Raw genomic sequence first — 22,887 nt, 5'->3', positions numbered from 1 at the left:
ATGAGCCTGATAGAAGTGAAGGATGTATCAAAGGAGTATATGCAGGAGGAAACACAATTCCGGGCGCTGGACCATGTATCGCTGTCCATGGAAAAAGGGGAGTTTACCTGCCTTCTGGGACCCAGCGGCTGCGGAAAGACAACCCTTCTCAATGCCCTGGCAGGATTTGAAAGTGTGGACAGAGGGAGTATCCTCATTGACGGGAAAGAAATAGAGAAGCCTTCCCCGGAGTATGTGACCGTTTTCCAGCATTATGGCCTCCTGCCCTGGAAGAGTGTGGAGAAAAATGTCATGATGGGCCTGCTGGCGAAAAAGTGGAAGAAGCGTGAGGCGGCAAAGACGGCAAAAGATTACCTGAAGCTGGTAGGCCTGGAGCGTTTTAAAGATTTCAGGCCCTCCCAGCTTTCCGGTGGAATGCAGCAGCGGGTCTCCATTGCCAGGGCATTGGCGGTAAAACCGCAGATTTTATTCATGGATGAGCCGTTTGCCGCACTGGACGCCATCACCCGGCTGCAGATGCAGGACGATATCCGCAGGATTGCAGAGGAAGAGAACATCACCGTTGTTTTTGTGACACATGATATTGAGGAAGCCGTGGCGCTTGCAGACAGGATAGTGGTCATGACACCCAATCCCGGAAAAATCAAGACCATTATCCCTGTCCCTTTTGGAAAGCACAGGGACAGGACATCCGACGATTTTCTCGTGGTCCGGGATAAGGTGTTTGATGCTTTTGGGATGAAAGAGGAGGAACGGATTGAATATTATTTGTGAGGAACCGGGAAAAAAATTTCCGTGCAGCATGTCCTTACAAATGTTGTTTTGGAAGACAGTTATGAAATGATGATTACATATTGCCAGAAATTGAGGCACAAAAGGGGCTTTTTTCACAGCCCCTGTTTTTTTATTTACGAAGGAGAGTCTCTGTGTATTGCAACAGTGTCAAGAGATATACTGTCAAAATAGTCCAAGTCTATATGATAAATTGTTCTATTTTCTTAGCATTACATAAATGCTATAATGAAAACGGTTATAAGAAGGGGGATAGAAGATGAAATTAAGATTGAAGATTTTGTGTATGTGCCTCGGCTGTACACTCATAGCGTTAATTCTGCAGACAATTTTATTTCAGGAAACATCTTCTGGTATTATATATGACAGGGCTAAGGCAGAGAGCGCTAATTCATTGCAGAATATGCAGAATGAAATCTACACTTTTATCAAAAACGTGGAAAGCAACCTGATTGAAGTTTACAGTGAAAGAGAACTGATCGAAGCGCTGAAGGAACAGGAAAGCATAGAAAAATTGAGAAAAGGGTTTTATAGGAAAGCATATGAGATTGCGACTACCGGTTTTGAAACAGGGGACAGTGTGGTATCCATGTATCTATACACCTCAAAAGACGAGATAATCAGTACATACCGCAGGGCCATGACGCCAAAACATAATTATCCGGCAGACATTTATGGAGATGAAGATTACTGCAATGCCAAAGCGGTGAAAAATTTTGTAAATTCTACGGAGAATGGTATGCTGATCTCCAGCTATTATAACCAGTATAGGGAGACAGATATTGTGCGGTTCGTGCTGAAGCTGTTTGATAACCGGAATTACAAACAGGCTATTGGCTATATTGTATGTGATGTGGACAGCAAGGCAATCCGCTCCATTATGGATAAGTACAGTACAGATAATACCATGTATATTTGGCTGCAGCCTATGGATGACCGTCCGGTAACTTCTATCGGCAGCCTGAGTAAGGACGAAGAAATAGAATATCAGGAGATATCCACTCAGATTCTGCAGGGAACACAGACAGGACAAATGGCATCCGGGTCTGCAAAACAGGAGCTTTTTCAAGTAGAGCAGAATAAGTATGACCTGACGGCATATTCCCTGATGCCCCGGGAACTTTTGGAACAGAACCAGCGGGCGCTGACGGTGAACCTCCTCTTGATTGGGGTGGTTATGGTCGTTGCTGCCGCTTTTCTGACATTTATACTGTCGCGGAGCATGACAAGGCCGCTGGAAGAGCTTATGGTTACGATAGAAAGGATTAAAGGCGGAAACACCTCTTTGCGTGCAGAGATTAAAAATAAGGATGAGATTGGAATGCTTGGACAAAATTTTAATGAAATGCTGGATCAGATGGAAGAACTTTCCGAAAAAGAAAAGCAGGCAAATGAGCTGTTAAACCAGGCAAAATACAAGGCGCTGCAGGCACAGATCAATCCGCATTTCCTGTATAACACACTGGATACGATGAGCAGCATTGCACAGATCAGAAACTGCCAGGAGGTAAGCAGGCTGAGCCAGTCCCTTTCCAATATTTTCCGCTACAGCCTGAATATGAAAGACCCGTTCTCTACATTGTCGAAGGAGATCATGCATCTGAAGAATTACTGCTATGTAATGGGCGTGCGGATGCAGGATAATATACAGTATACTTATGATATTGATGAAAGCGTGCTCCAGAGCAGGGTACCAAGACTTTCCCTGCAGCCTTTGGTGGAGAATGCACTCAATCACGGCCTGCGTAATAAGCGGGGGGAAAAGTGTGTAAGGATTCAGGCAAAGGCAAAGGGCAGCAGCGTGGTGATCTGTATATCAGACAATGGAGTCGGCATGGATGCGGATGCATATAACAGACTGCTGCAAAAAAATGATATCCAATTTATAGAAGAAGGCAATTCTATCGGCCTGCATAATATTAATGCCAGGCTGAAGATGCTGTACGGAGAATCTTATGGGCTCCACATCATAAGTACCATGGGCGAAGGAACTGAAGTTTGCATGGAAATACCCAGGGATAAAAGGACGGAAAAAGAAGATGGAAAAGCAAAAGTATAAGATATTGATTGCAGACGATGAGTTTTGGACAAGAGAAAAACTCCGGCAGATGATTGAATGGGACAGATATTCCCTGGAATGCCTGGAGCCGGCGCGGGACGGAGAGGAAGTCCTGAAGCGCCTGGAGGAGGAAGAACCTGACATCTTGATTACGGATATCAATATGCCCTTTATCAACGGGGTAGAACTGCTTGAGATCGTGAAAGAAAAGTATCCGGAGATTGTAGCCTTTGTAGTGAGCGGGTACGATGACTTTGAGTATGTCAGGGGAACCTTTTTATCCGGTGCGATCCACTATCTGGTAAAGCCGGTGACGAAGATTGACCTGGTGAATGCCATTGTAAAGGCACTGGAAATCATAAGTGAGCGGGAAAACGAAAAGCTCAAGCTGTTGAAAGCGGCATCCCTGATCCAGGACAGGGAGTTCAGCCAGCTGATTGAGAAGGAGGAGGTCCCCTATGTGCCAAACCTGTCTATGAACAGCGGGATTGAGCTGGCAGGGATGAGCCTCATGCTGATAAAAATCCATAATCTTTCCGCTGTCATAAAATACAATGACTATGATATGAACTTATTCTCTTATAATATAAAAAAGGAGATCCACCGGATCATCCATACTGACGAAATTATAATTTTTAACCATATTTACCGTTCTAATGAATTTATAGTCATAACGGAATTGGGGAGCCGTGAACTGGTGAAGCTGGCAGAAAGGCTGCGGATCTACTTTTCAAAGTTCCCGGGTACCTGCCTTACCTTCTGCATCAGCGGGCATTCCTATTCCATGGACAGCATCCACATGGCATATGTCGAATCGGTGGCCCTGCTTATGACCAGGACATACTGCAAAAAGGATGAAATCATATTGTCGGAAAAAAAAGATGAGATGAATAAGGACCGCAGGAATGCCAGGTTTACGGGAGAACAGGAAAAAAGAATCCAAAATTTTCTGAAATCCCAAAATGCAGCTGCCTTAACGAAGGTTGTTTTAGAGGAGATTGGATTGAGACGGTGTGAGAAAGAAACGTGGGGATATCTGGAGGTGCGCCAGACAGTAAAGCAGGTTATGAATGTATTTGCAGATTTCGCTATGCAGGAGCAGAGACATAAACAAGCAGTCGATATTGACAGCTTAATGGAATCAGCAGATAAGGCAGTGGAAAGCCTCGATGGGGAAGCGGTATGCGAAGCAGTGCAGAATATGATAGAGTATCTCGTCCCTGACAGAAAGGAAGCCCCTACGGATACCATGCGGGGGATTGTCCGGCAGGCAGCCGCATATATTGACGGCCATTATTTTGAGGATTTGACGCTGGACTCTTTAGCGAAAGCTTATAATGTGGAAAATTCTTACTTTTCCAAGATGTTCCGCCAGGAAATAGGGGAGAACCTGATTCTTTATATCACGAAAAAAAGAATCAGTAAGGCAAAGGAGTATATGGCTGAAAGTGATATCAATCTGACGGAGATCGCTTTTATGGTTGGATATGATGACTACACTTATTTCAGCAGGGTGTTTAAAAAGAATGAAGGGATAAGCCCTAGGGAGTACAGAAACAGACATCTGGAGGATGAACATTGAACAGAAAAAAACTTTTATTACTGACGGCTGTGATAGTGCTGCTGACAGGATGTGCACCTGATAAGAGCACCGGCGTAAAAGAAGACAAGATAATACTGACGGTTCTGGCAGGGCAGTCTACCTCAGATGCGGGAATAGAGGATATGGTCAACGAGTGGATGGAAAAGGAATATCCTCAGGTGGAGCTGGAATGGGAATGTGTAGACTGGGGTGACCGGTTTGAATCCCAGATGAGAGGAAGGCTGGCATCGGGGGATATTCCGGATATCATAATCGGAAAGGCACAGGATGTGAAGGCGTATGCGAAAACAGGGCAGCTTGGAACCATATCTGAAGACTGCAGTGCTAAGATCAAGGAAAGTGCACTGGATTCCGTTACACTTGACCATCAGGTGTATGGCCTGCCATATAACTTTTGGTACCAGGGCGTGATTTATAATAAAGATATTTTCGAGCAGCTCTCTATCGAGGTTCCCCGGACAACGGAGGATATGGAGGCGGCTGTAGAGAAGCTCAAAGCGGAGGGCATTGTGCCGTTTGCAGTACATTTTCAGGAGAGCTGGAAAGTGGCGAATATGACGATGCAATATATGATGAATGAGATTTTTAAGTATGACCCGCAGTGGGGGGAGCGGTTTAGGAGAGGGGAAGTGGATTATACCAGGAATGAGGATATCATGCGCTGCATGGAAAACAACCGGATGATTCTGGATGCGTCATGGGAAGACGCACTATTGTTGGATCAGTTTGAGAGCGACAGCAGATTCACGCAGGGAGAGGCCGCTATGTATCTGACAGGCTCATGGTCCATGCAGTTTGCCAATCAATATGGAAAGACCATCCGGTTTGGTATCTTCCCCTTTCCCAATAAGAAGGGGGATGCGGATCTGATCAGGGAAACCAACCTTACTTTCATGAAGAGTGCAGATACAGAGCATGACAGCCTGATTGATGAGATCTTTTATTCACTGCTGAGTGACAGACAGCTTACCAGTGAAATCCTGGAATTTACACAGGCCGATTCCGCTGTCGAGGGAATGGAGTCTGCTTATAAGAGTAAGATACAAGACGATATTGATACATATGAAGAACAGGGAAGAGTGATTGACGTTTCCACTGGAAATGCACAGCTGATATGGAGTTTCCAGAACCGTGTGGCGCAGGAACAGCTGGCATGGCTGAAGAAGGAAAAGACACTTGAGGAGGTGCTTGAATTTTCGGATGCAAACAGGGCCGCCAGTGCTTATGAAGAATAGGGGGAATAATGATGGGAAACATTTTTGATCTGGATAGTCCGTTGATGGATGTGATGAACAAGATTATGAATACAGTGATACTAAACATCTGTTTTTTGCTCAGCTGCCTGCCGCTGGTGACAATTGGGGCTGCGGTCACTGCACTATATTCGGTAAACCTTAAAATGGTAAAACAGGAAGAGTCCTATGTATTTTCCGCTTACTGGAAGTCCTTTAAAGTAAATTTCAGGCAAAGTACATCCTGCTGGCTTGTGCTGGCAGCAGCAGGTGCAGTCTTTTATATTGATTTTTCAGTAATCAAGAGCTTGTCCGGCAGTTTGCGGATGCTGCTGACAATAACGACTGTTGTTTTATTTTGTGTTTTTGTTATCGTAATCCTGTACGTTTTCCCATATATGGCCAGGTTCCAGGATGATTTTCTTACCTGTTTGAAAAATGCTTTTATGATTGGAGGGGTAAACCTTGGTTATACGGCTGCCATGCTGCTGATTACAGCTGCATGTGTGATGGTTACTTTCTTTCATGTGGAATTTATGCTGCGGGCAATTTTTATCTGGCTGGTAGGGGGCTTTTCACTGCTGGCTTATATCAATTCGATTTTTTTCAGAAAGGTATTTGATAAATATGCAGCTTAGTTTTATCAGGCAGCACAGATGGATTGCAGGCTTTGGCCGGTAATCAGTATAAGGAAACCTTTTGGTAGTGTGCATTACCGAAAGGTTTTTTTATGTTATTTTGGGGAATACAAAATTGTACAACTAATTTTTTCTATATCATCCTATTTCTTGCAGTGAGAAAAATTCTATAATCATATCATCAAGTTAACCAATAAAAATGCAGGAGGAACGGGTTATGAAAAGAAAAAAAGTGCTTTGTACAGTATTGGCTGCAATGATGATTGCATCAATGGCAACAGGATGCGGCGGAAACGATGATGGCAAAGCAGGCGGGACTGAGAAAAAAAGTGAGGGCGAAAAAGTAACACTTACCGTGCTGGCCGGACAGTCCACAACGGATGCAGGAATTGAAGACATGATTGATGAAGCCCTGGCCGAAAAGTATCCGAATATTGAGCTGGAATGGGAGTGTGTAGACTGGGGCAATGACTTCCAGCCAAAGATGCAGCAGTATATGCAGTCGGGATTGCCAGATATTATGATTGGTAAGGCACAGGATGTATCTACATATGCACCGCAGGGTGTTCTGGGAGAAATTGACAGTAAGTATGTGGACAGAGGACTGGATGCGGCAAGCGAAAACGTTACAATAGACGGAAAAACCTATGGTCTTGTATACAACGCACTGTATCAGGGTGTGTATTACAACAAGACGATGTTTAAGGAAAATGGATGGGAAGTGCCAAAGACCCAGGAAGACTTACAGAAAATCATTGATGACTGTAAAGCAAAAGGAATCACACCATTTGCCAGCCACATGGTAGATACCTGGTCCATCGGTAATGTCACCATGCAGTTCGCCATGAACGACGTGTTCAACAATGACCCTACCTGGGGAGACAAGTTTAGGGACGGAAAGGTATCCTTCTCAGACAGTAAGGAAATGCAGACGGCATATGAGTATAACAAACTGATTTATGACAATACATTCCCGGAGACCTTCTCCACAGAGCAGACAGACTGTGATGCAAAGATGGTACAGGGAGAAGCGGCTATGAAGGTGTCAGGCTCCTGGTCAATCCAGAATTTCCTCGATATTGACGAGAACTTTGAGTTCGGAATCTTCCCATTCCCGAATCAGACCGGGGATTCCAAGTTAATCTTTGAGCCGAACATTACTGTTATGACAAGCAAAGATACGAAGCATCAGGAGGAAGTCAATCAGGTTCTTGACCTTCTTACAAGCGACAAAGACCTGGCGGTAGATATTCTGGACTACACAAAGACAGCTTCTATGCTCAAGGATGTAACACCTACATTCAAGAATCCAAGTCAGGAAGACATCGATAAGTATGCTGAGGAAGGGAATATCGTGGATGTAACGCTTGGAAATAACCAGCTCGTATGGGGTGGTTTCCAGGAGGAAAATGCAAAGGACATCGCGTCTTGGCTCCAGGGAGACCTAAGCTTCGAGGATTGCCTGAAGGCCTCTGACGGAAGAGTGGGCGCCAGCTCCGCAAATTAGCAAATAAATAGAAAAAGAGGGGGAGATATCTCCTCCTCTTTTTTAAAAGGGAGAGAGTACAATGAAGAAAACAAAAAAAGGAACAATGGAACAAAGAATGTTCCGCCAATATTTACTGCTTGTCTTACCGGGATTCATCATCTTTACGATTGGGCTGATTATTCCTATGTTTATGGCGGTGCGGTATTCATTCACAAGCTGGGACGGAATGTCTGCGGAGAAAATCTTTGTAGGCTTCCAGAACTATATTGATTTATTTAAGGACTCAAATTTTAGGGATGCCTGGCTGTTTACGATTAAGTTCACCATTGGCAATACAATTATTCAGAATATCGTAGCACTGTTATTTGCAGTTGCACTGGACAGTGGAATTAAGGGACAGAAAATATACCGGACGATTTTATTTATCCCGTGCCTGATCAGTGCGGTTATTGTCGGTTTTGTGTGGCTTAAGATGTTCTCAAATGTGCTTCCGGCCCTGAATGACTTGTTGGGAACCAATATCAATTTCCTCCTGTTCGGGAAGAAGGAAACCGTACTCAGCGGTCTTCTGATTGCGAATAACTGGCAGTGGATCGGATATTGGATGCTTATATATCTGGCAGGGCTTCAATCAGTACCGGCCGAATTATATGAGGCGGCAAAGGTTGACGGGGCAGGAGCGGTTAAGAGATTTTTTAATGTAACAATCCCAATGCTTGCTCCGGCAATTACAATCTGTGTGGTAGGTATCACAACCGGTTCACTGAAAGTGTACGACTTACTTGTATCCTCCACAAAAGGGGGCCCTGGCAGGTCTTCCACATCTATGATTTACGAAACATATACAACGGCTATTAACGGAAGACAGTATGGCTATGGTTCGGCAATGTCTGTGACACTTGTAATTGTACTTCTTCTGGTTGCACTCATACAGGTAAAGGGATTAAAGAAGAGGGAGGTGCAGGCATAATGTTTAGGAAAAAGGAAAAAGATGATATTCAGGCGCAGCCATACACGAAAAAGACATTTGGCGTGCAGATCATTATGACGGTGGCGGCAATCGCGTTCATTGCGCCAATCTTTATTATCCTTAATTATTCCTTTAAGGGAAGGCGGGAATTATACCTGAGCAGCCCGCTGTCTTTACCGGAAAGCTTTAATCTTGAAAACTATGTGAAAGCATTTGACAAATTAAATCTGGCGACTACATTTACCAATACGTTCATCTATACGGCGATAAGCGTATTGATTCTCGCCATCTTATGCGGAACTACGGCATGGGCGATTGCAAGATGCTCCCATAAATTTTTTAAATTCTGCTACATATACTTTATTGTGGGAATTCTGATTCCGTATCAGGCATTATTCCTTCCGATTTATATGATTGGATATAAACTGCATCTGACAAATACGAGATACGGGATTATATTCATGTATGTCGCGACGGGAGTGTCGTTCGGAGTATTCCTGATGAACAGTTTCATGTCCACGGTTCCACTGGAGCTTGAGGAAGCCGCTAGAATCGATGGATGTTCTGTCATCCGCACGTATATCTCAGTGGTTATGCCGATTCTCAAACCGGCCATGGCAACGTTAATTATCATGCAGGCATTCCAGATTTGGAACGACTACCTGCTGGCGAGTCTGTATGTCAGCAAGAAGCAGTTAAAGACTCTGACGGTAGCGATTCAGTCTCTGTTTTCGGCGCAGAGCAGTGATTACACAACAGCTATGGCGGCAATCGTAATTTCCGTGCTGCCGATTGCCATATTGTTCCTGAGCCTGCAGAAGTATTTTATTAAAGGTATGACAGTCGGAGCCGTAAAGGGTTAGGGAACAGGAAAAAGGAGAGAAAGGGATGAAGAATAGAAAGCTTAAAAGATTTTCGGCATTGCTTTTGGCGGTAACGATGGTATGGCCCTCTTCAATTAGTTTTGCTGAAGGAGAGGAGACGGTAACTGTACCGGAGCCGTATTATGAATTTACTTTTGATGAAGGAGTGAATGGGACCGAAATCGTGAATCAGGGCACGAAGGAAGGAGCAACGGCACAAATTGGAGGCGCAGGGGAAGGTCTCGGCGTTGTGGACGATGTACAGAGAAGCTCCAAGGTGCTCAACCTGCCCGGGGGCGGACTTAATCAGGGGTATCTGACACTGCCTGATAATATGTTTGAAGATGTAACCGATGAAGGTTTTGCATTTTCATTCTGGATTGATGTGGATGAGAGTGCGGTTCATTATAACCGCATTTTCTCTGCATCGCCTATAGAGCTGAATTCCAACAACGGAGACGGTGGGAAATGGAACGCCCCTGAGTTCACCTTTGTGACAGGAGGCACAGACACTGCTTCAGGTGCTTATAATACTTCTATTATGATGTCTGACCGCTCAAGCCAGATGAAACTTGTGTGGGACAGGCCGTTCACGAAGGGGCAGTGGCAGCATGTGACTATCAGCGTAAGCCCGGATACGTATGACGTATATCTGGATGGCGAACAGGTAGGCACAACGGACAAGAATGGGAACCAGGAGCAGATATTACAGTCATTATTCAAAAATAACGGTGAAGAACTGAAAAAATACACAAACAATGCAATCGGCCGTTCTGTATATTCTACAGACGCGGATTTGAAAGCGAAAATCGACGAATTCCGATTTTACAATGTGGCGCTGACAAAAGAACAGGCGAAGAAGGCATATGATTCCTATGCAGTCGGCTTCGATAAGCTGGAACAGCTTAAGGCAGAGATTGAACAGGCAAAGGAACAGAGTATAAGCTATTATACAAGACAGACGTATGAAGCGCTTCAGACTAAAATTGCAGAGGCCGAAGCTGTTCTTGCCAATCCGGTCACGGAGTCTAATGTAGATAATATGATAGCAGAACTTAAGGCAGCGGCAGGCCAGCTTGAGTATTATGAGGGCGTGACGGCGGATACTGTGTTTACGAATGCCCAGCTTCAGGCGGAGACGGGAGAGGCTGAAGAGCTTTTAAAGCAGAATGCGCTGACGGATGAAAGTAAAGAGGCATTGAATACGACGGTGGAAGCAGCAAAAGGAGTACTTGAAAAAGGCGAGGCCGCAGGACAGGATGCCGTTGATGAGGCACTGGTTAATCTGCGCAAGGCAGCAGGAGAAGCAAAGTATAAGGCGGCTCTGCATTTTGACGCATCACAGAATACAGGAGATTTACTCCACGGTTCCACAGGCTTTCTCTATGGGGTCAGTGAGGTAAATGTACCATCCATTGATTTGATAAAAGCGATCCAGCCTAAGATACTGGTTCAGAAGGCGGCGGACGGCAAACAGCATCCCTCCGGGGACGGATATCGTCTGACAGACTATCTGGATGAGTGCGGCGTGGAGAATATACAGATATATCTTCAGGATTATTATCTTCAGTGGCCTTATGAGAATACCGGCATAGGGGATTATCAGGAAAAGGTCCGCACCGTTGTCACAAAGATGGTGGAGGGAAAGTCAGATGAAGAGCTTGTGGGATATAGCTTTGTACTCTTTAATGAACCGGATAATATCTGGTACGGAAGTAATATTAGCAAATTGTGCACAGACTGGAAGACAATATATGATACCGTAAAGGGAATTAATTCTTCCCTGAAAGTCGCAGGCCCGAATTTTGCAAGCTATAAGTCCGGTGCGTACAAACAGTTTTTCGAGTTCTGTCAAAAGAACAACTGCCTGCCGGAATATATCACGTGGCATGAATTGCAGAAGGATAAGCTGACATCCTTTAAGTCCCATTGTGATGAAGTAAGAGGGTACGTGGATACTTATTATGAAGGTTCCGGAATTGACCCGATTCTCTTTGTGAATGAAACCGTGAACTTTGATGATGTGGGGACACCGGGTCAGCTGGTGAACTGGCTTGCAATCTTTGAAGAAGAGAAGATATATGCTTCCCTGCCTTACTGGGGACTGGCAAACAGCTTAAACGAGCTGGCGGCTGAGAATAATAAGCCGAATGGTGCATGGTGGACCTATAAGTGGTATGCACAGATGACAGGACACACCATACCTATTACGTTAGAGAACATAGGAAACCCAAGCGCATACGGAAGACTGTACGGACTATCCAGTGTAGACGACAGCAGTAATATGATATACACGTTGTTCGGCGGACAGGCCGGAAGCCAGACGGTCTGCATTGATAATATTAAAAACACCGACACATTCAAAGAAGCCGACAGCGCGCACGTTAAAATATACCGCTCCAAGTATACGGGACATCATGGTTTTGCAGACGATATTCCGGCTGTGTTTGAGGGGGATGTAAAATTCACAGGCAGCAGCTTGGTATATACCGTAGAAAATGCGGAACTGATGGATTCCTATTATGCGGTAGTGACGCCTGCAACCGGGAAAGAAGGCACGGCTGTGGGAGCATGGCAGGAAACCTATGAAGCAGAAGACGCGGCTCTGCTTGGAGGGGCATCGGCATTTACGAAGACAGGAGGCAGCGACCTGGCCCGTTCCAACCGTGCGGAGGTTGGCGCCATGAACGCGGAAGGAGATGGGGTGGAATTCTCTGTGGATGTGCCGGAGGACGGAACATACCGTCTGAATGTATACTATTCCAGCCAGGCTCCACAGGTAGACCCTATGAGTCTTGAATATGTGGAGAATGGCGGACAGAACCGTGCTATAGGAGCGATTGTAAATCATAAGCTGAGTATAGACGGCAAAGAGCAGCAGGAGATATCCTATGACTCCACTGTCAAATGGGGCTATTATAATTATAAGACCGTTTATGTCGACCTTACGGCAGGAGCCCATCAAATTAAGCTAACCTACACCGGGGAAAACCAGAACGGGAAACAGGTGAATTCCATGCTTTGTGCGCTTCTGGATAAGATTGACCTGACTAAGGTAAGGGAGACAGAAGGGAAGATTGTAGTGGAACCGGAAGAATTGGCAGGAACAGAGGAAGGATTCTCACTTTCCCAGGAGAATGGAGACTATACAGGAGCAGGTTATGCGGCAGGGAGCGGGGATTTTAGCTTCTATGTCTGTGCACCGAGAGACGGATATTACAGCATATCTTCCGACGGCAGCGGAAGTGCGGTGCTTAGTAAGAGCTCCATGCAGTATGCGGCGGATGCCAAAGCGGAATCCGAGGTTGGCGTGACATGGAAAGAACTTCAGACACTTACACTCGGTAAGGACAATGCGGGTATCATCTATCTTGCGGCCGGAATGAATGAGCTAAAGCTTAGCGGCGACGGACTTGTTCTGGACCAGATAGTATTTACAGAGGACAAAGATGCCACGGAAAAAGGAACAATTGTTATTGAGGCAGAGGATTGTGAAACATCCGGAACCGATGCAGAGGATGGATATAATTACCTCAGAGGAAGTACGGCAGTACCTGAAATAACAGAAAACAGCTATGCTTCCGGGGGGAAGGCAGTAGAAGGATTCCGCGGAGGCAAGGATAATGTGCTCAGCCTTAAGGTCAATGCAGAAACCGCAGGCGACTATAAGCTGTCTGTATTTTACTCCAACGATGAGCCGGCGCCGGTAATGCAGAAACAAGATGGCAGTAATTATGTACATCCGTACAACACAGATCTGGTGGAGAGATATGCCCAAATCAGCGTGAACGGAGGAACACCGCAGACGGTTTATTTCAGGAATACATTCTGCTGGGACGTATATAAGAATGTTGTGCTGGATGTATCCCTTCAGGCGGGAGAGAATACGATAACATTTACCAACGATAATTCTTACAAATTCAGTGCGGTACAGGATGACTTTACCCCGCGGCTCGATAAGTTTGAGATATCTGCTGCTGTGGCAGGAAGCACGGTAGTTCCAGACAACCCGGATACGCCGGACAATCCGGACACACCAGACAACCCGGACACGCCAGACAACCCGGATACGCCGGACAATCCGGACACACCAGACAACCCGGATACCCCGGACAACCCTGATACGCCGGACAACCCGGATACACCAGACAATCCCGATACGCCGGTTAATCCGAATACGCCGGGTAATTCAGGCACACCAAATAATTCAGGTACTTCGGATAAGCGGGCAACAGGCATCAAAGATAAGGTTAATACGGGAGATACCGCAAATGTACTGCCATACATATGTATTATGGTGATTATGGCAGGAGCTATTGTTTCCGTGGTTATAATCAAAAGGAAAAAACGCAGATAAAGAAAGGGCAGAAAAATGGCAGTGGAAATATTAAAAGAATATCATCTGGGAGACATGACAGTCAGATATCTTACAGACTCGGAAGACGGACAGACAGGACTTATGCTGCTGCCTCTTGAGGCGGCCTATTATAAAATGCCTGAAAAAGATATGAATATGGAATCCCTGGTTCAGTTTAAGCTGACCGGAGATATCTATAATGAGGCATATGCAATGGGGGCCTCTATGAGAAACGGAGAGTCTGTCCGAAGACTCCGGTACCACTCACAGTCATGTGAGACAGATAAGGGAGGTATAAGGATAGATACTGTTCTCAGGGATGACCGCATGTATGAGGTGACACACCATCTGGAATGGAAAGAGGGGATGCCTTATGTCAGGATGTATTGTACTTTTGAAAATAAAAGCCAGGCATCCTGTAAGCTTGAGATGATGGAAAGCTTTTCTTTGGGAGGCCTTTCGCCTTATCTGGAAGGGGATGGACATGAGTGCCTGAACCTGCACCGGATACGGAGTGTATGGAGCCAGGAGGGCCGGCATGAAGTGATCCCGGTGGAAGACCTGCAGCTTGAGCCTGCATGGGATCCCCACGCCGTCCGCTGTGAAAGGTTCGGGCAGGCAGGTTCTATGCCCGTGAATAAGTTTTTTCCGTTTGCAGCCATAGAAGATTGTAAAAATCATATATTCTGGGGCGCACAGATTGCGCACAATGCTTCCTGGCAGATGGAAGTTTACCGGAAGGATGACGGACTTGCATTAAGCGGGGGGCTTGCAGACAGGGAATTCGGGCACTGGATGAAGGAAGTACGGCCGGGAGAATCGTTTATTACGCCGCAGGCTATTGTAACTACAGCCTGCACGGATTCCTTTGATCTTTTTACCGGGCGGCTTACAGAAGCGGCGGTGGAAAATATGGAGGAAATGCCAAAGAGCGAGCAGGAACTGCCGCTGGTCTTCAATGAATACTGTACCACTTGGGGGAATCCCTCCCATGAAAATATCATGGAGATCATTGAAAAGATAAAGGGAAAAGGTTTCCAGTATTTTGTGATTGACTGTGGCTGGTACAAGGAGGAAGGAATTCCGTGGGATATCAGCATGGGAGATTATGAGGTGTCAAAAAACTTATTCCCCGGCGGACTGGAAAAAACAGTAAAGGCAATCCAGGATGCAGGGATGATCCCGGGACTGTGGTTTGAGATTGAAAATGTTGGAAGTGCGTCCCGGGCTTATCATCTGGAAGAACATTTGCTGCACAAAGACGGAGAAGTCCTTACCAGCTATTTCCGGCGTTTCTGGGATATGACCGACCCGTGGGTAGAAGAATACCTGACGGAAAAAGTAATCGGTACTCTGAAGAAATATGGTTTCGGATATATGAAAATAGATTATAACGAAACCATTGGAATCGGATGTGACGGAGCAGAATCTCTTGGAGAGGGGCTGCGCAGGAATATGGAAGCATCCTTCCGTTTCATTGAAAAAGTGAAAAGAGAGGTGCCGGATATTGTGCTGGAGAACTGCTCGTCCGGCGGACACCGCCTGGAGCCGGGATTCATGTCACAGATGAGTATGGCGTCTTTTTCCGATGCACATGAGTGTGTGGAGATACCGGTTATCGCAGCGAATCTGCACAGGGTCATCCATCCCAGGCAGAGCCAGATATGGGCGGTTATCCGCACAGATGACTCATTGAAGAGGATTGCATACTCAGTGGCTGCAACATTTCTGGGAAGGCTTTGCATCTCTGGTGATGTTACCGGACTTACAGGCGAACAGTGGGAAATATTGGAAAGAGGTATGAGCTTTTATCAGAAAATTGCACCTGTGATTAAGGAGGGGCAGTCGTATCTTTATGGTTCGCATATAAGAAGTATGCGGCACCCAAAGGGATGGCAGGCATTGGTAAGAGTAGGCAGAAATGGAGAGGCTTATGTGGTACTGCACACATTTGATGGGGAGCTTCCTGAATGGATAGAAGTTACACTGCCGGAAACATGTCCGACGCAGATACAGGAAGTCTACTCTGATACTCCGGTGCAGATTGAGATAAAAGAGGGCATATTAAAGTATCGTACAAATGAGCCTTATAAAGCGGCAGCAGTAATGCTGACGGCATACGAATGATGAAAAGGGGAGAACCAAAGATGGAACGTAAAGTAACTGTACAATTCAGAACATTGAAACGGGCAAAGGAATTTGTTGACAGAATTAGCCCTCTCAATTGTGAAGTTGATATGCTGTTCGGTAAGACAGCGTTAGAAGCCAGATATTTGGATAATCTCGCCGGACTTGACATGGGAGTTCCGCAGAGAATACTGATTTACGGTGACAATGTGGAAGTGATGAGGGCCGAAGAGGTTGTAGCTGAATATTTGTAACAAGAGTAAAAATTATAATTTTAAGTATCACAAACAAAATATTGGGGTCAGGCGAAGGCAGCCAGTATTCTTATGACAGGTCAGCCGGCAATCACGCACACAGTTCGTAATTTGGATAATGAGCGTGGATGCCGGCTGTTTATGCATAGTAAATAGTGGTGTGGAGCTTATGCCGAAGAGGCGTACTCCCTTTAACAATAAAGTCTGATGCACCTGTGCCGTATTTTGCAGCAGTGATAGTCTTGATATACTGATTGGAATAGACATCAATAATCATCTGCCAATAGTTTTGTCCGAGAAAATCTACCGTTGTATTTTTCTTTTTTTGTTTTACAAGTTCCTTTACAAGCATCTGAATATCATCCGATGCTGTATCTCTTTGCGTATCGAATTTTAAGAAAACCAGTTCTTAATTATTTGTTGCAATCGTAAGCAGTATCTATTATAATGAGTGCGGGACAATGAGGTTCGGAACAGGACTTCATTGTCCTTTTTGAATGGATTGGAGGAAAGATTATGAGCAGACCTATTATTGGTGTCATACCCTTAGTTGACATGAAAAAGAACAGTTATTGGATGCTTCCCGGCTATTTGGACGCACTGTTAGAGGCAGGCGGCACACCCTTCATGCTTCCCCTGACTTCGGATCTGGCTATTCTGGAACAGTTGAGCAGAATGTGTGATGGATTCCTTTTCACTGGCGGGCAGGATATATCACCGGACCTGTATGGAGAAGCTCCCCTGCCATCCTGCAAAGAGTGCTGCAGACCGCGGGACGAAATGGAAAAAAGTCTTTTCCGTTTGCTGTATGAACAGAACAAACCTGTTTTAGGAATCTGCCGAGGCATACAGGCCATCAATGCCTTTCTGGGAGGTACACTTTACCAGGATCTGCCCATGCAGGCGGCCTCCAGTGTGGAACATCATCAGTCCCCTCCCTATGACAAACCAGTACATAAAGTGGAAATCATAGAGGATACCCCACTGTTCAAACTCCTTAACCAGAAAGAAATTTCTGTGAATAGTTATCACCATCAGGCAGTTAAGAGCTTGTCCCCTAACTTAAAAATGATGGCCTGCTCCCCTGACGGCATCACAGAAGCGGTATATGCACCGAAGAAAAAATATGTATGGGCTGTCCAGTGGCATCCTGAATTTTCCTACTTAAAGGATGACATCAGCAGAAAAATTTTTAGAAGTTTTATTGAAGCAGCAAGATGAGGCGTGGAAATCCGGGATTGTGAATGATGGTGCTTTGCGATAAAATAAGGGGTAAAGGAAGATATTTTTTGGAACTAGGATATGATGCAATCGTGCGCAGAAGCGTTATAGTTTAGGTATGCGCCTAACGAAAGGAGAAGATTTTTATGTTTGAATGTGCTTTTATTTATGTAGCAGATGGACTCAATCCAGAGAGACAGAGGGCGGTCATCCCGTCTGATACAATCAATATGAATGTAATCGGAGTGAAGAATTACGAAGAGGCGGAGGCAGTAGCGAAAGAGATGGCGGAAAAGGGCTGTTCCGCGATTGAACTTTGTGCAGGTTTCGGTAACGAAGGTATTTATAGAATAAAAAAAGCAGTTGGTCCTAAAGTCGCAGTGGGAGCTGTAAAATTTGATTTCCATCCCGCATTTGGTTTTAAAAGCGGAGATGAAATGTTTCAATAAATCGTAAAGATAAGTTTACTTCTATTGGTTGGATGGAGGCGAGGTTACGCATCTATATAAGACGTGTTGTATTGTGTGAAATTACCGGGGTGGATTAAAACAATAAGTAAAAGAGCTGGGTGAAGCGGCAAATCATTAGATGATTTGCCGCTTCAAAGAGCATACCAATTGTTTCAACCCTTAAAAAGTATGGAAGGCGGGCTGCTTGTCCTGGCTGCAGGATTTTTGACTTATTCCTATTTCCATACAGGTTAAATATGCGGCAAAAATACAAGCCAATCAAGCATTAATGCATGGAGCAGCATATCCTTGTATGTTAGACTCAGACTATATTTCATAAAGACAGGAGGAGATATATGCGTAAAATTATAAGGGAATATAGGTTGGGGGATATGCAGGCATATTATATAAGTACTGAAGACCAGAGACAGGTTGAGCTTCTGCTGATACCTGCAGGAGAAAAAATTGACATATCCAAAATGGGAAATAATGGTTTTGATTCTATGGTACAGCTAAAACTTGTGGGGGACATCTACAATGATACTTATGCAATGGGCAATACCATGCGTAATAGTGAGACAGTGAGGCGGCTAAAATACGTAGAACAGGTAGTTCAGAAAAGTGGAAACAAAACAGACATAAGTACTTATCTAAGTGATTCCAGAGGTTATGAAATCATCCATCATCTGCTTTACAAAAAAGGCACACCGTATTTAAAGGTGTACTGTGAATTTAAAAATCAGAGCGAGGAAGCGGCGGTATTAGAAATGTTTGAGTCGTTCTCACTAAGCGGCATCTCTTCTGCATTATTTTCAGGGTCAGAAGAAAGGATGCGGCTGCATAGGATCAGGAGTGTCTGGAGTGCAGAGGGAAGAATAGAAAGCATCCCACTGGAGGATTTACAGTTGGAGACAGCGTGGGACCCTCATGCAGTAAGATGTGAGAAGTTCGGTCAGGTAGGCTCGATGCCGGTGAATAAATTCTTCCCGTTTGCAGCCCTTGAGGATATGGAAAACCACATATTCTGGGGTGTGCAGATTGCGTGTCCTGCATCCTGGCAGATTGAGGCCTACCGGAAAGAGGAATCTCTGGCATTAAGTGGAGGGCTTGCTGATCGTGATTTTGGACATTGGTATAAGGAAATCCCCAAAGGCGGGGAATTTTCTACACCAAAGGCAATTATAAGTGTCTGTAAAGGGGACTCTGTTGATATACTTTCGCACCGGCTGACTGCGTATGCATTGGAGGGACTTGAAAACGCCCCTTTAATAGAAAAGGAGCTGCCTATTATATTCAATGAATATTGCACTACATGGGGGAATCCCTCAGCGGAGAATATTGGGGAAATCTTGAATGCGATTAAGGATAAGGGCTTCAGCTATTTTGTGATTGACTGTGGATGGTATAAGGAAAAAAATATACCGTGGGACGAAAGCATGGGAGATTATAACGTTTCCGGAGAACTGTTTCCGGAAGGCTTGGGGAAGACTGCTGCCGATATAAGAAGGGCTGGAATGGTGCCGGGGATATGGATTGAGATAGAGACTGCCGGCAGGGCGTCGGAAGCTTACCATATGGAAGAACATCTTATAAAAAAGGACGGTAAGGTGCTGACCAGTTATGCAAGGCGGTTTTGGGACATGCGTGACCCGTGGGTACAAGATTATCTGGAAAAAAAAGTAATCAGACTGCTTAAAATGTATGATTTTGGATATATGAAGATTGACTATAACGAGACAATCGGCATAGGGTGTGACGGAGCAGAATCCCTCGGGGAAGGGCTGAGACAGAATATGGAATGCAGCAAAAGGTTTATTGAGCAGATAAAGAAGCAAGTTAACGGGATTGTATTAGAGAATTGTGCGTCGGGAGGGCACAGGCTGGAACCAGGTCTGATGTCCCAGATGAGCATGGCCTCATTCTCCGATGCCCATGAATGTATCGAAATACCAATCATTGCGGCCAACCTTCACCGCGTTATCCACCCGGCACAGAGCCAGATATGGGCAGTAATAAGAAAGGGGGATTCCATACAGAGGATCGTATATTCGCTGTGTTCCACTTTCTTAGGAAGAATGTGTCTGTCAGGGGATGTCACAGAACTCTCACAGGATCAGTGGAACATGATCGAAAAAGGCATGGGGTTTTATAAAAAAATCGTTCCTGTAATCCGCAAAGGGTGTACATACCGTTTTGGATCGGATATAAAAAGCTACAGACATCCTGAAGGATGGCAGGGAATTGTGAGGATAGGGGAACAGGGGAAAATCCTGGCTGTCCTGCACACCTTTCGGGGAATGGTTCCCAACGAGATAGAGATTACGATCCCAGAATATTCCCAGGATAAGACATATTCGATTTTGGAGGTCTATGCTGAGGATAGCAGATGCATCAGGGTTGAGGGGGGCAGTATCATATATTATCCATCAGAAGAACTGGAGGCAGTGACAGTGCTGATACAGTGTAGGACGCATTTTTCCATGCAATGAACGCAAATACACATTACCAATTTTTAGGCATTGATGTATGATAATGGCATGAAACAAAGAAAAAACACTTGATTAAAGGAGGTTTCTATGAAAAGGAAGTTAGTAAGCGTACTGTTGTGCGCAGCAATGATTACAACATTGGTGTCTGGATGTGGCAACAAAAATACATCCTCGGATGAGGGGACAAAAAAGGCAGAAGAATCTGGAGGAGATGTAACAATCAGTTATGCATGCTGGGATTCTAACCAGGCCAAATTAATTCAGACAGTAGCGGATGAGTTCGAAGAGGAGAATCCGAATATTAAGATTGATATACAGGTAAATGGCTGGGATGACTATTGGACAGGTCTTGAGGCAGCGGCAACCGGCGGTTCACTTCCGGATACCTTCTGGATGCATTCCAACAATATCTATTATTATGGTTCCAATGACCAGCTTCTTGACTTGACAAATTATATTGAAAAAAGCGATCAGGTAGACCTTGCTAATTATCCGGAAGGGCTGGGTGAGATTTACAATATTGACGGGAAACAGTATGCGATACCAAAAGATTATGACACCATCGCACTCTGGTATAATAAAACATTGTTTGATGAGGCAGGACTTGCATATCCGGACGATACATGGACATGGGACACTTTAAAGGATGCGGCCAAGAAGCTGACAAAGGATGATAAATCTCAGTATGGGTTCTGTGCCGGCCTGCATAACCAGGAAGGCTACTATAATTTTGTATACCAGAACGGCGGGGAGATTATCACAGAGGATAAGAAGTCCGGGTATGACAACGAAAAGACAGTACAGGGGATTGAAGAGTATTTCAGCTTTGTAAAGGATGGGCTTTCACCGGAGATTTATGATGACCAGGCAAGGGCAGAGGCAATGCAGAACGGTCTGTGCGCAATGGGGCTGTTCGGATCGTGGAACTTGTCCGGGTTTGCAACTACAGATTTTATGAAGGAAAATTTTGACTGTGCCGTACTTCCCTCCGCTAACGACGGAACCCGTTCAACTATCTTCAATGGACTTGGGAATGCTATTTCGGCAACGACCGAACATCCGGATGAAGCATGGAAGTGGGTGGAGTACTTAAGCAGCAAAGAAGGCCAGGAGAGACAGGCAGAGCTTGGAACAGCTATTTCTGCATATGAGGGGACTGCGGATAAATTCGCAGAGGCTTATCCGATGTTCAATACACAGTGCTACATTGACATGGTAGAATATGCGCAGATTCGCCCGTATTCAAACCAGACAAGCGTTTGGGAAGATAAGGCATACGAATTGCTGAAAGGCGCATATGCGGGAAAAGAGGATACAAAGGTGGCATGTGAGAAGACAGCGGCAATGATGAATGAGGCGTTAGACGCTGAGTAGTCAGGCGTTATTATAATGCGGCAGTGGAACTGCCGCATTTTTAACAGGAGTGGATAACAGTGAAGAATAAAGTGAGTAAAAAAACAAGAAATGAGTGGTGTTGGGGTTGGTTTATGGTAGCACCTACAATTGTTGGACTAGTGGTTCTGAATATCATTCCTATATTCCAGACTTTATATCTGAGCTTTTTCAAAAGCGGGGCATTTGGAAAAGGTAATGTATTTGTGGGACTGGAGAATTATAAAACAATGATTCAGGATGAACAGGTCTGGTATGCAGTAAGGAATACGCTTGGATATACCTGTCTCGTAGTCCCGGTTACAATTGTCATTGCACTTTTGATGGCAGTTGCGCTGAATGGAAAGTTAAAGGGGAAAGGTATTTACCGGACCATCTACTTCATACCTATGGTGGCCGCTCCGGCAGCTGTCACAATGGTATGGAAATGGTTGTACAATAGCCAGTATGGATTGATCAACCATGTCTTGAACAGCTTAGGCATTGAGAAGATGAACTGGATTGACAACCCAAAGGTCGCGTTGATCTCTATTTCTATCATAGGGATCTGGAGCACTATCGGATACAGCATGGTACTGCTCCTGGCAGGCCTGCAGGAAATCCCAAGGGATTATTATGAAGCATCCAATATTGACGGGGCCAGCAAGGTAAGGCAGTTCTTTTCCATTACGGTTCCCCTTGTATCTCCTACACTGTTCTTTGTCTTAGTGACAAGCATTATTACGGCAATGCAGGTGTTTGATGTAATTTACATGATGATAGACGTGACCAGTCCGGCTTATAACAGCACTGTCTCACTTGTTTATCTGTTTTATAATAATTCGTTTAAATATTCAAATAAGGGATATGGTTCAGCCATCGTTATGCTGCTTTTGCTGATTATTATGATTATTACGGTCATACAGACAAAGCTTCAGAAGAAATGGGTCAACTATATGTAAGGAGAGAGCAA

At 45.0% G+C, this 22,887-nt stretch carries 17 protein-coding genes; 16 read left to right on the top strand and 1 reads right to left on the bottom strand.

What is annotated here, in order from left to right; all coding sequences use genetic code 11:
* The 11 genes from ACGHCT_RS19205 to ACGHCT_RS19155 all read left to right on the top strand — a co-directional run bounded on the left by ACGHCT_RS19205 (position 1) and on the right by ACGHCT_RS19155 (position 16,384).
* On the top strand, positions 1-774 hold the full coding sequence (locus ACGHCT_RS19205) for an ABC transporter ATP-binding protein (RefSeq protein WP_390437246.1): 774 nt from the start codon (positions 1-3) through the stop codon (positions 772-774).
* Between the two features lie 277 nt (positions 775-1,051).
* Complete coding sequence (locus ACGHCT_RS19200; protein WP_390437245.1) at positions 1,052-2,851, top strand: sensor histidine kinase; 1,800 nt, start codon at positions 1,052-1,054, stop codon at positions 2,849-2,851.
* Positions 2,832-4,433 carry a response regulator gene (locus ACGHCT_RS19195; RefSeq protein ID WP_072851728.1) on the top strand — a complete coding sequence of 534 codons (1,602 nt, stop codon included), beginning with the start codon at positions 2,832-2,834 and terminating at the stop codon, positions 4,431-4,433. The genes ACGHCT_RS19200 and ACGHCT_RS19195 overlap by 20 nt, the downstream gene beginning before the upstream one ends.
* Positions 4,430-5,689 (top strand): ABC transporter substrate-binding protein, encoded by a 1,260-nt coding sequence (locus ACGHCT_RS19190; RefSeq protein WP_390437244.1) that lies wholly within the window; start codon positions 4,430-4,432, stop codon positions 5,687-5,689. Before ACGHCT_RS19195 ends, ACGHCT_RS19190 begins: the two co-directional genes overlap by 4 nt.
* Before the next feature lie 8 nt (positions 5,690-5,697).
* Entirely contained in the window at positions 5,698-6,324 is a 627-nt protein-coding gene (locus ACGHCT_RS19185) for a DUF624 domain-containing protein (protein WP_084067868.1), read from the top strand.
* 217 nt (positions 6,325-6,541) lie between these two features.
* Entirely contained in the window at positions 6,542-7,831 is a 1,290-nt protein-coding gene (locus ACGHCT_RS19180) for an ABC transporter substrate-binding protein (protein ID WP_072851732.1), read from the top strand.
* A 61-nt stretch (positions 7,832-7,892) separates the two neighbouring features.
* Positions 7,893-8,783, top strand: coding sequence for a carbohydrate ABC transporter permease (locus ACGHCT_RS19175; protein ID WP_072851734.1), 891 nt, complete (start codon positions 7,893-7,895; stop codon positions 8,781-8,783).
* Positions 8,783-9,646 (top strand): carbohydrate ABC transporter permease, encoded by an 864-nt coding sequence (locus ACGHCT_RS19170; RefSeq protein WP_390437243.1) that lies wholly within the window; start codon positions 8,783-8,785, stop codon positions 9,644-9,646. Before ACGHCT_RS19175 ends, ACGHCT_RS19170 begins: the two co-directional genes overlap by 1 nt.
* 25 nt (positions 9,647-9,671) lie before the next feature.
* The gene (locus ACGHCT_RS19165) at positions 9,672-14,003 is read left to right on the top strand and encodes a LamG-like jellyroll fold domain-containing protein (protein WP_084067871.1); all 4,332 of its coding nucleotides are present in this window, start codon (positions 9,672-9,674) and stop codon (positions 14,001-14,003) included.
* A gap of 15 nt (positions 14,004-14,018) precedes the next feature.
* Entirely contained in the window at positions 14,019-16,130 is a 2,112-nt protein-coding gene (locus ACGHCT_RS19160) for a glycoside hydrolase family 36 protein (RefSeq protein ID WP_072851738.1), read from the top strand.
* Between the two features lie 20 nt (positions 16,131-16,150).
* On the top strand, positions 16,151-16,384 hold the full coding sequence (locus ACGHCT_RS19155; RefSeq protein ID WP_072851740.1) for a hypothetical protein: 234 nt from the start codon (positions 16,151-16,153) through the stop codon (positions 16,382-16,384).
* A 139-nt stretch (positions 16,385-16,523) separates the two neighbouring features.
* On the opposite strand, the gene ACGHCT_RS19150 is transcribed toward ACGHCT_RS19155, so the two are convergent.
* Positions 16,524-16,736 (bottom strand): hypothetical protein, encoded by a 213-nt coding sequence (locus tag ACGHCT_RS19150; RefSeq protein ID WP_072851741.1) that lies wholly within the window; start codon positions 16,734-16,736, stop codon positions 16,524-16,526.
* 164 nt (positions 16,737-16,900) lie between these two features.
* Between ACGHCT_RS19150 and ACGHCT_RS19145 the strand changes: the two genes are divergently transcribed.
* From ACGHCT_RS19145 to ACGHCT_RS19125, 5 genes are all read left to right on the top strand, one after another.
* The gene (locus tag ACGHCT_RS19145; protein ID WP_072851743.1) at positions 16,901-17,605 is read left to right on the top strand and encodes a gamma-glutamyl-gamma-aminobutyrate hydrolase family protein; all 705 of its coding nucleotides are present in this window, start codon (positions 16,901-16,903) and stop codon (positions 17,603-17,605) included.
* A gap of 146 nt (positions 17,606-17,751) precedes the next feature.
* Complete coding sequence (locus ACGHCT_RS19140; protein WP_072851745.1) at positions 17,752-18,054, top strand: DUF6506 family protein; 303 nt, start codon at positions 17,752-17,754, stop codon at positions 18,052-18,054.
* Positions 18,055-18,410: 356 nt separating this feature from the next.
* Complete coding sequence (locus ACGHCT_RS19135; RefSeq protein WP_390437242.1) at positions 18,411-20,543, top strand: glycoside hydrolase family 36 protein; 2,133 nt, start codon at positions 18,411-18,413, stop codon at positions 20,541-20,543.
* 87 nt (positions 20,544-20,630) lie between these two features.
* On the top strand, positions 20,631-21,917 hold the full coding sequence (locus ACGHCT_RS19130) for an ABC transporter substrate-binding protein (RefSeq protein ID WP_390437241.1): 1,287 nt from the start codon (positions 20,631-20,633) through the stop codon (positions 21,915-21,917).
* A 113-nt stretch (positions 21,918-22,030) separates the two neighbouring features.
* The gene (locus ACGHCT_RS19125; RefSeq protein ID WP_084067879.1) at positions 22,031-22,876 is read left to right on the top strand and encodes a carbohydrate ABC transporter permease; all 846 of its coding nucleotides are present in this window, start codon (positions 22,031-22,033) and stop codon (positions 22,874-22,876) included.
* Positions 22,877-22,887: the final 11 nt, after the last annotated feature.

The sequence above is a fragment of the Lactonifactor longoviformis genome, assembly GCF_042848515.1.
Classification (GTDB): Bacteria; Bacillota; Clostridia; order Lachnospirales; family Lachnospiraceae; genus Lactonifactor; species Lactonifactor longoviformis.
The sequence above is the reverse complement of the archived record's forward strand: the minus strand, read 5'-3'. Positions and strand labels throughout refer to the sequence as shown.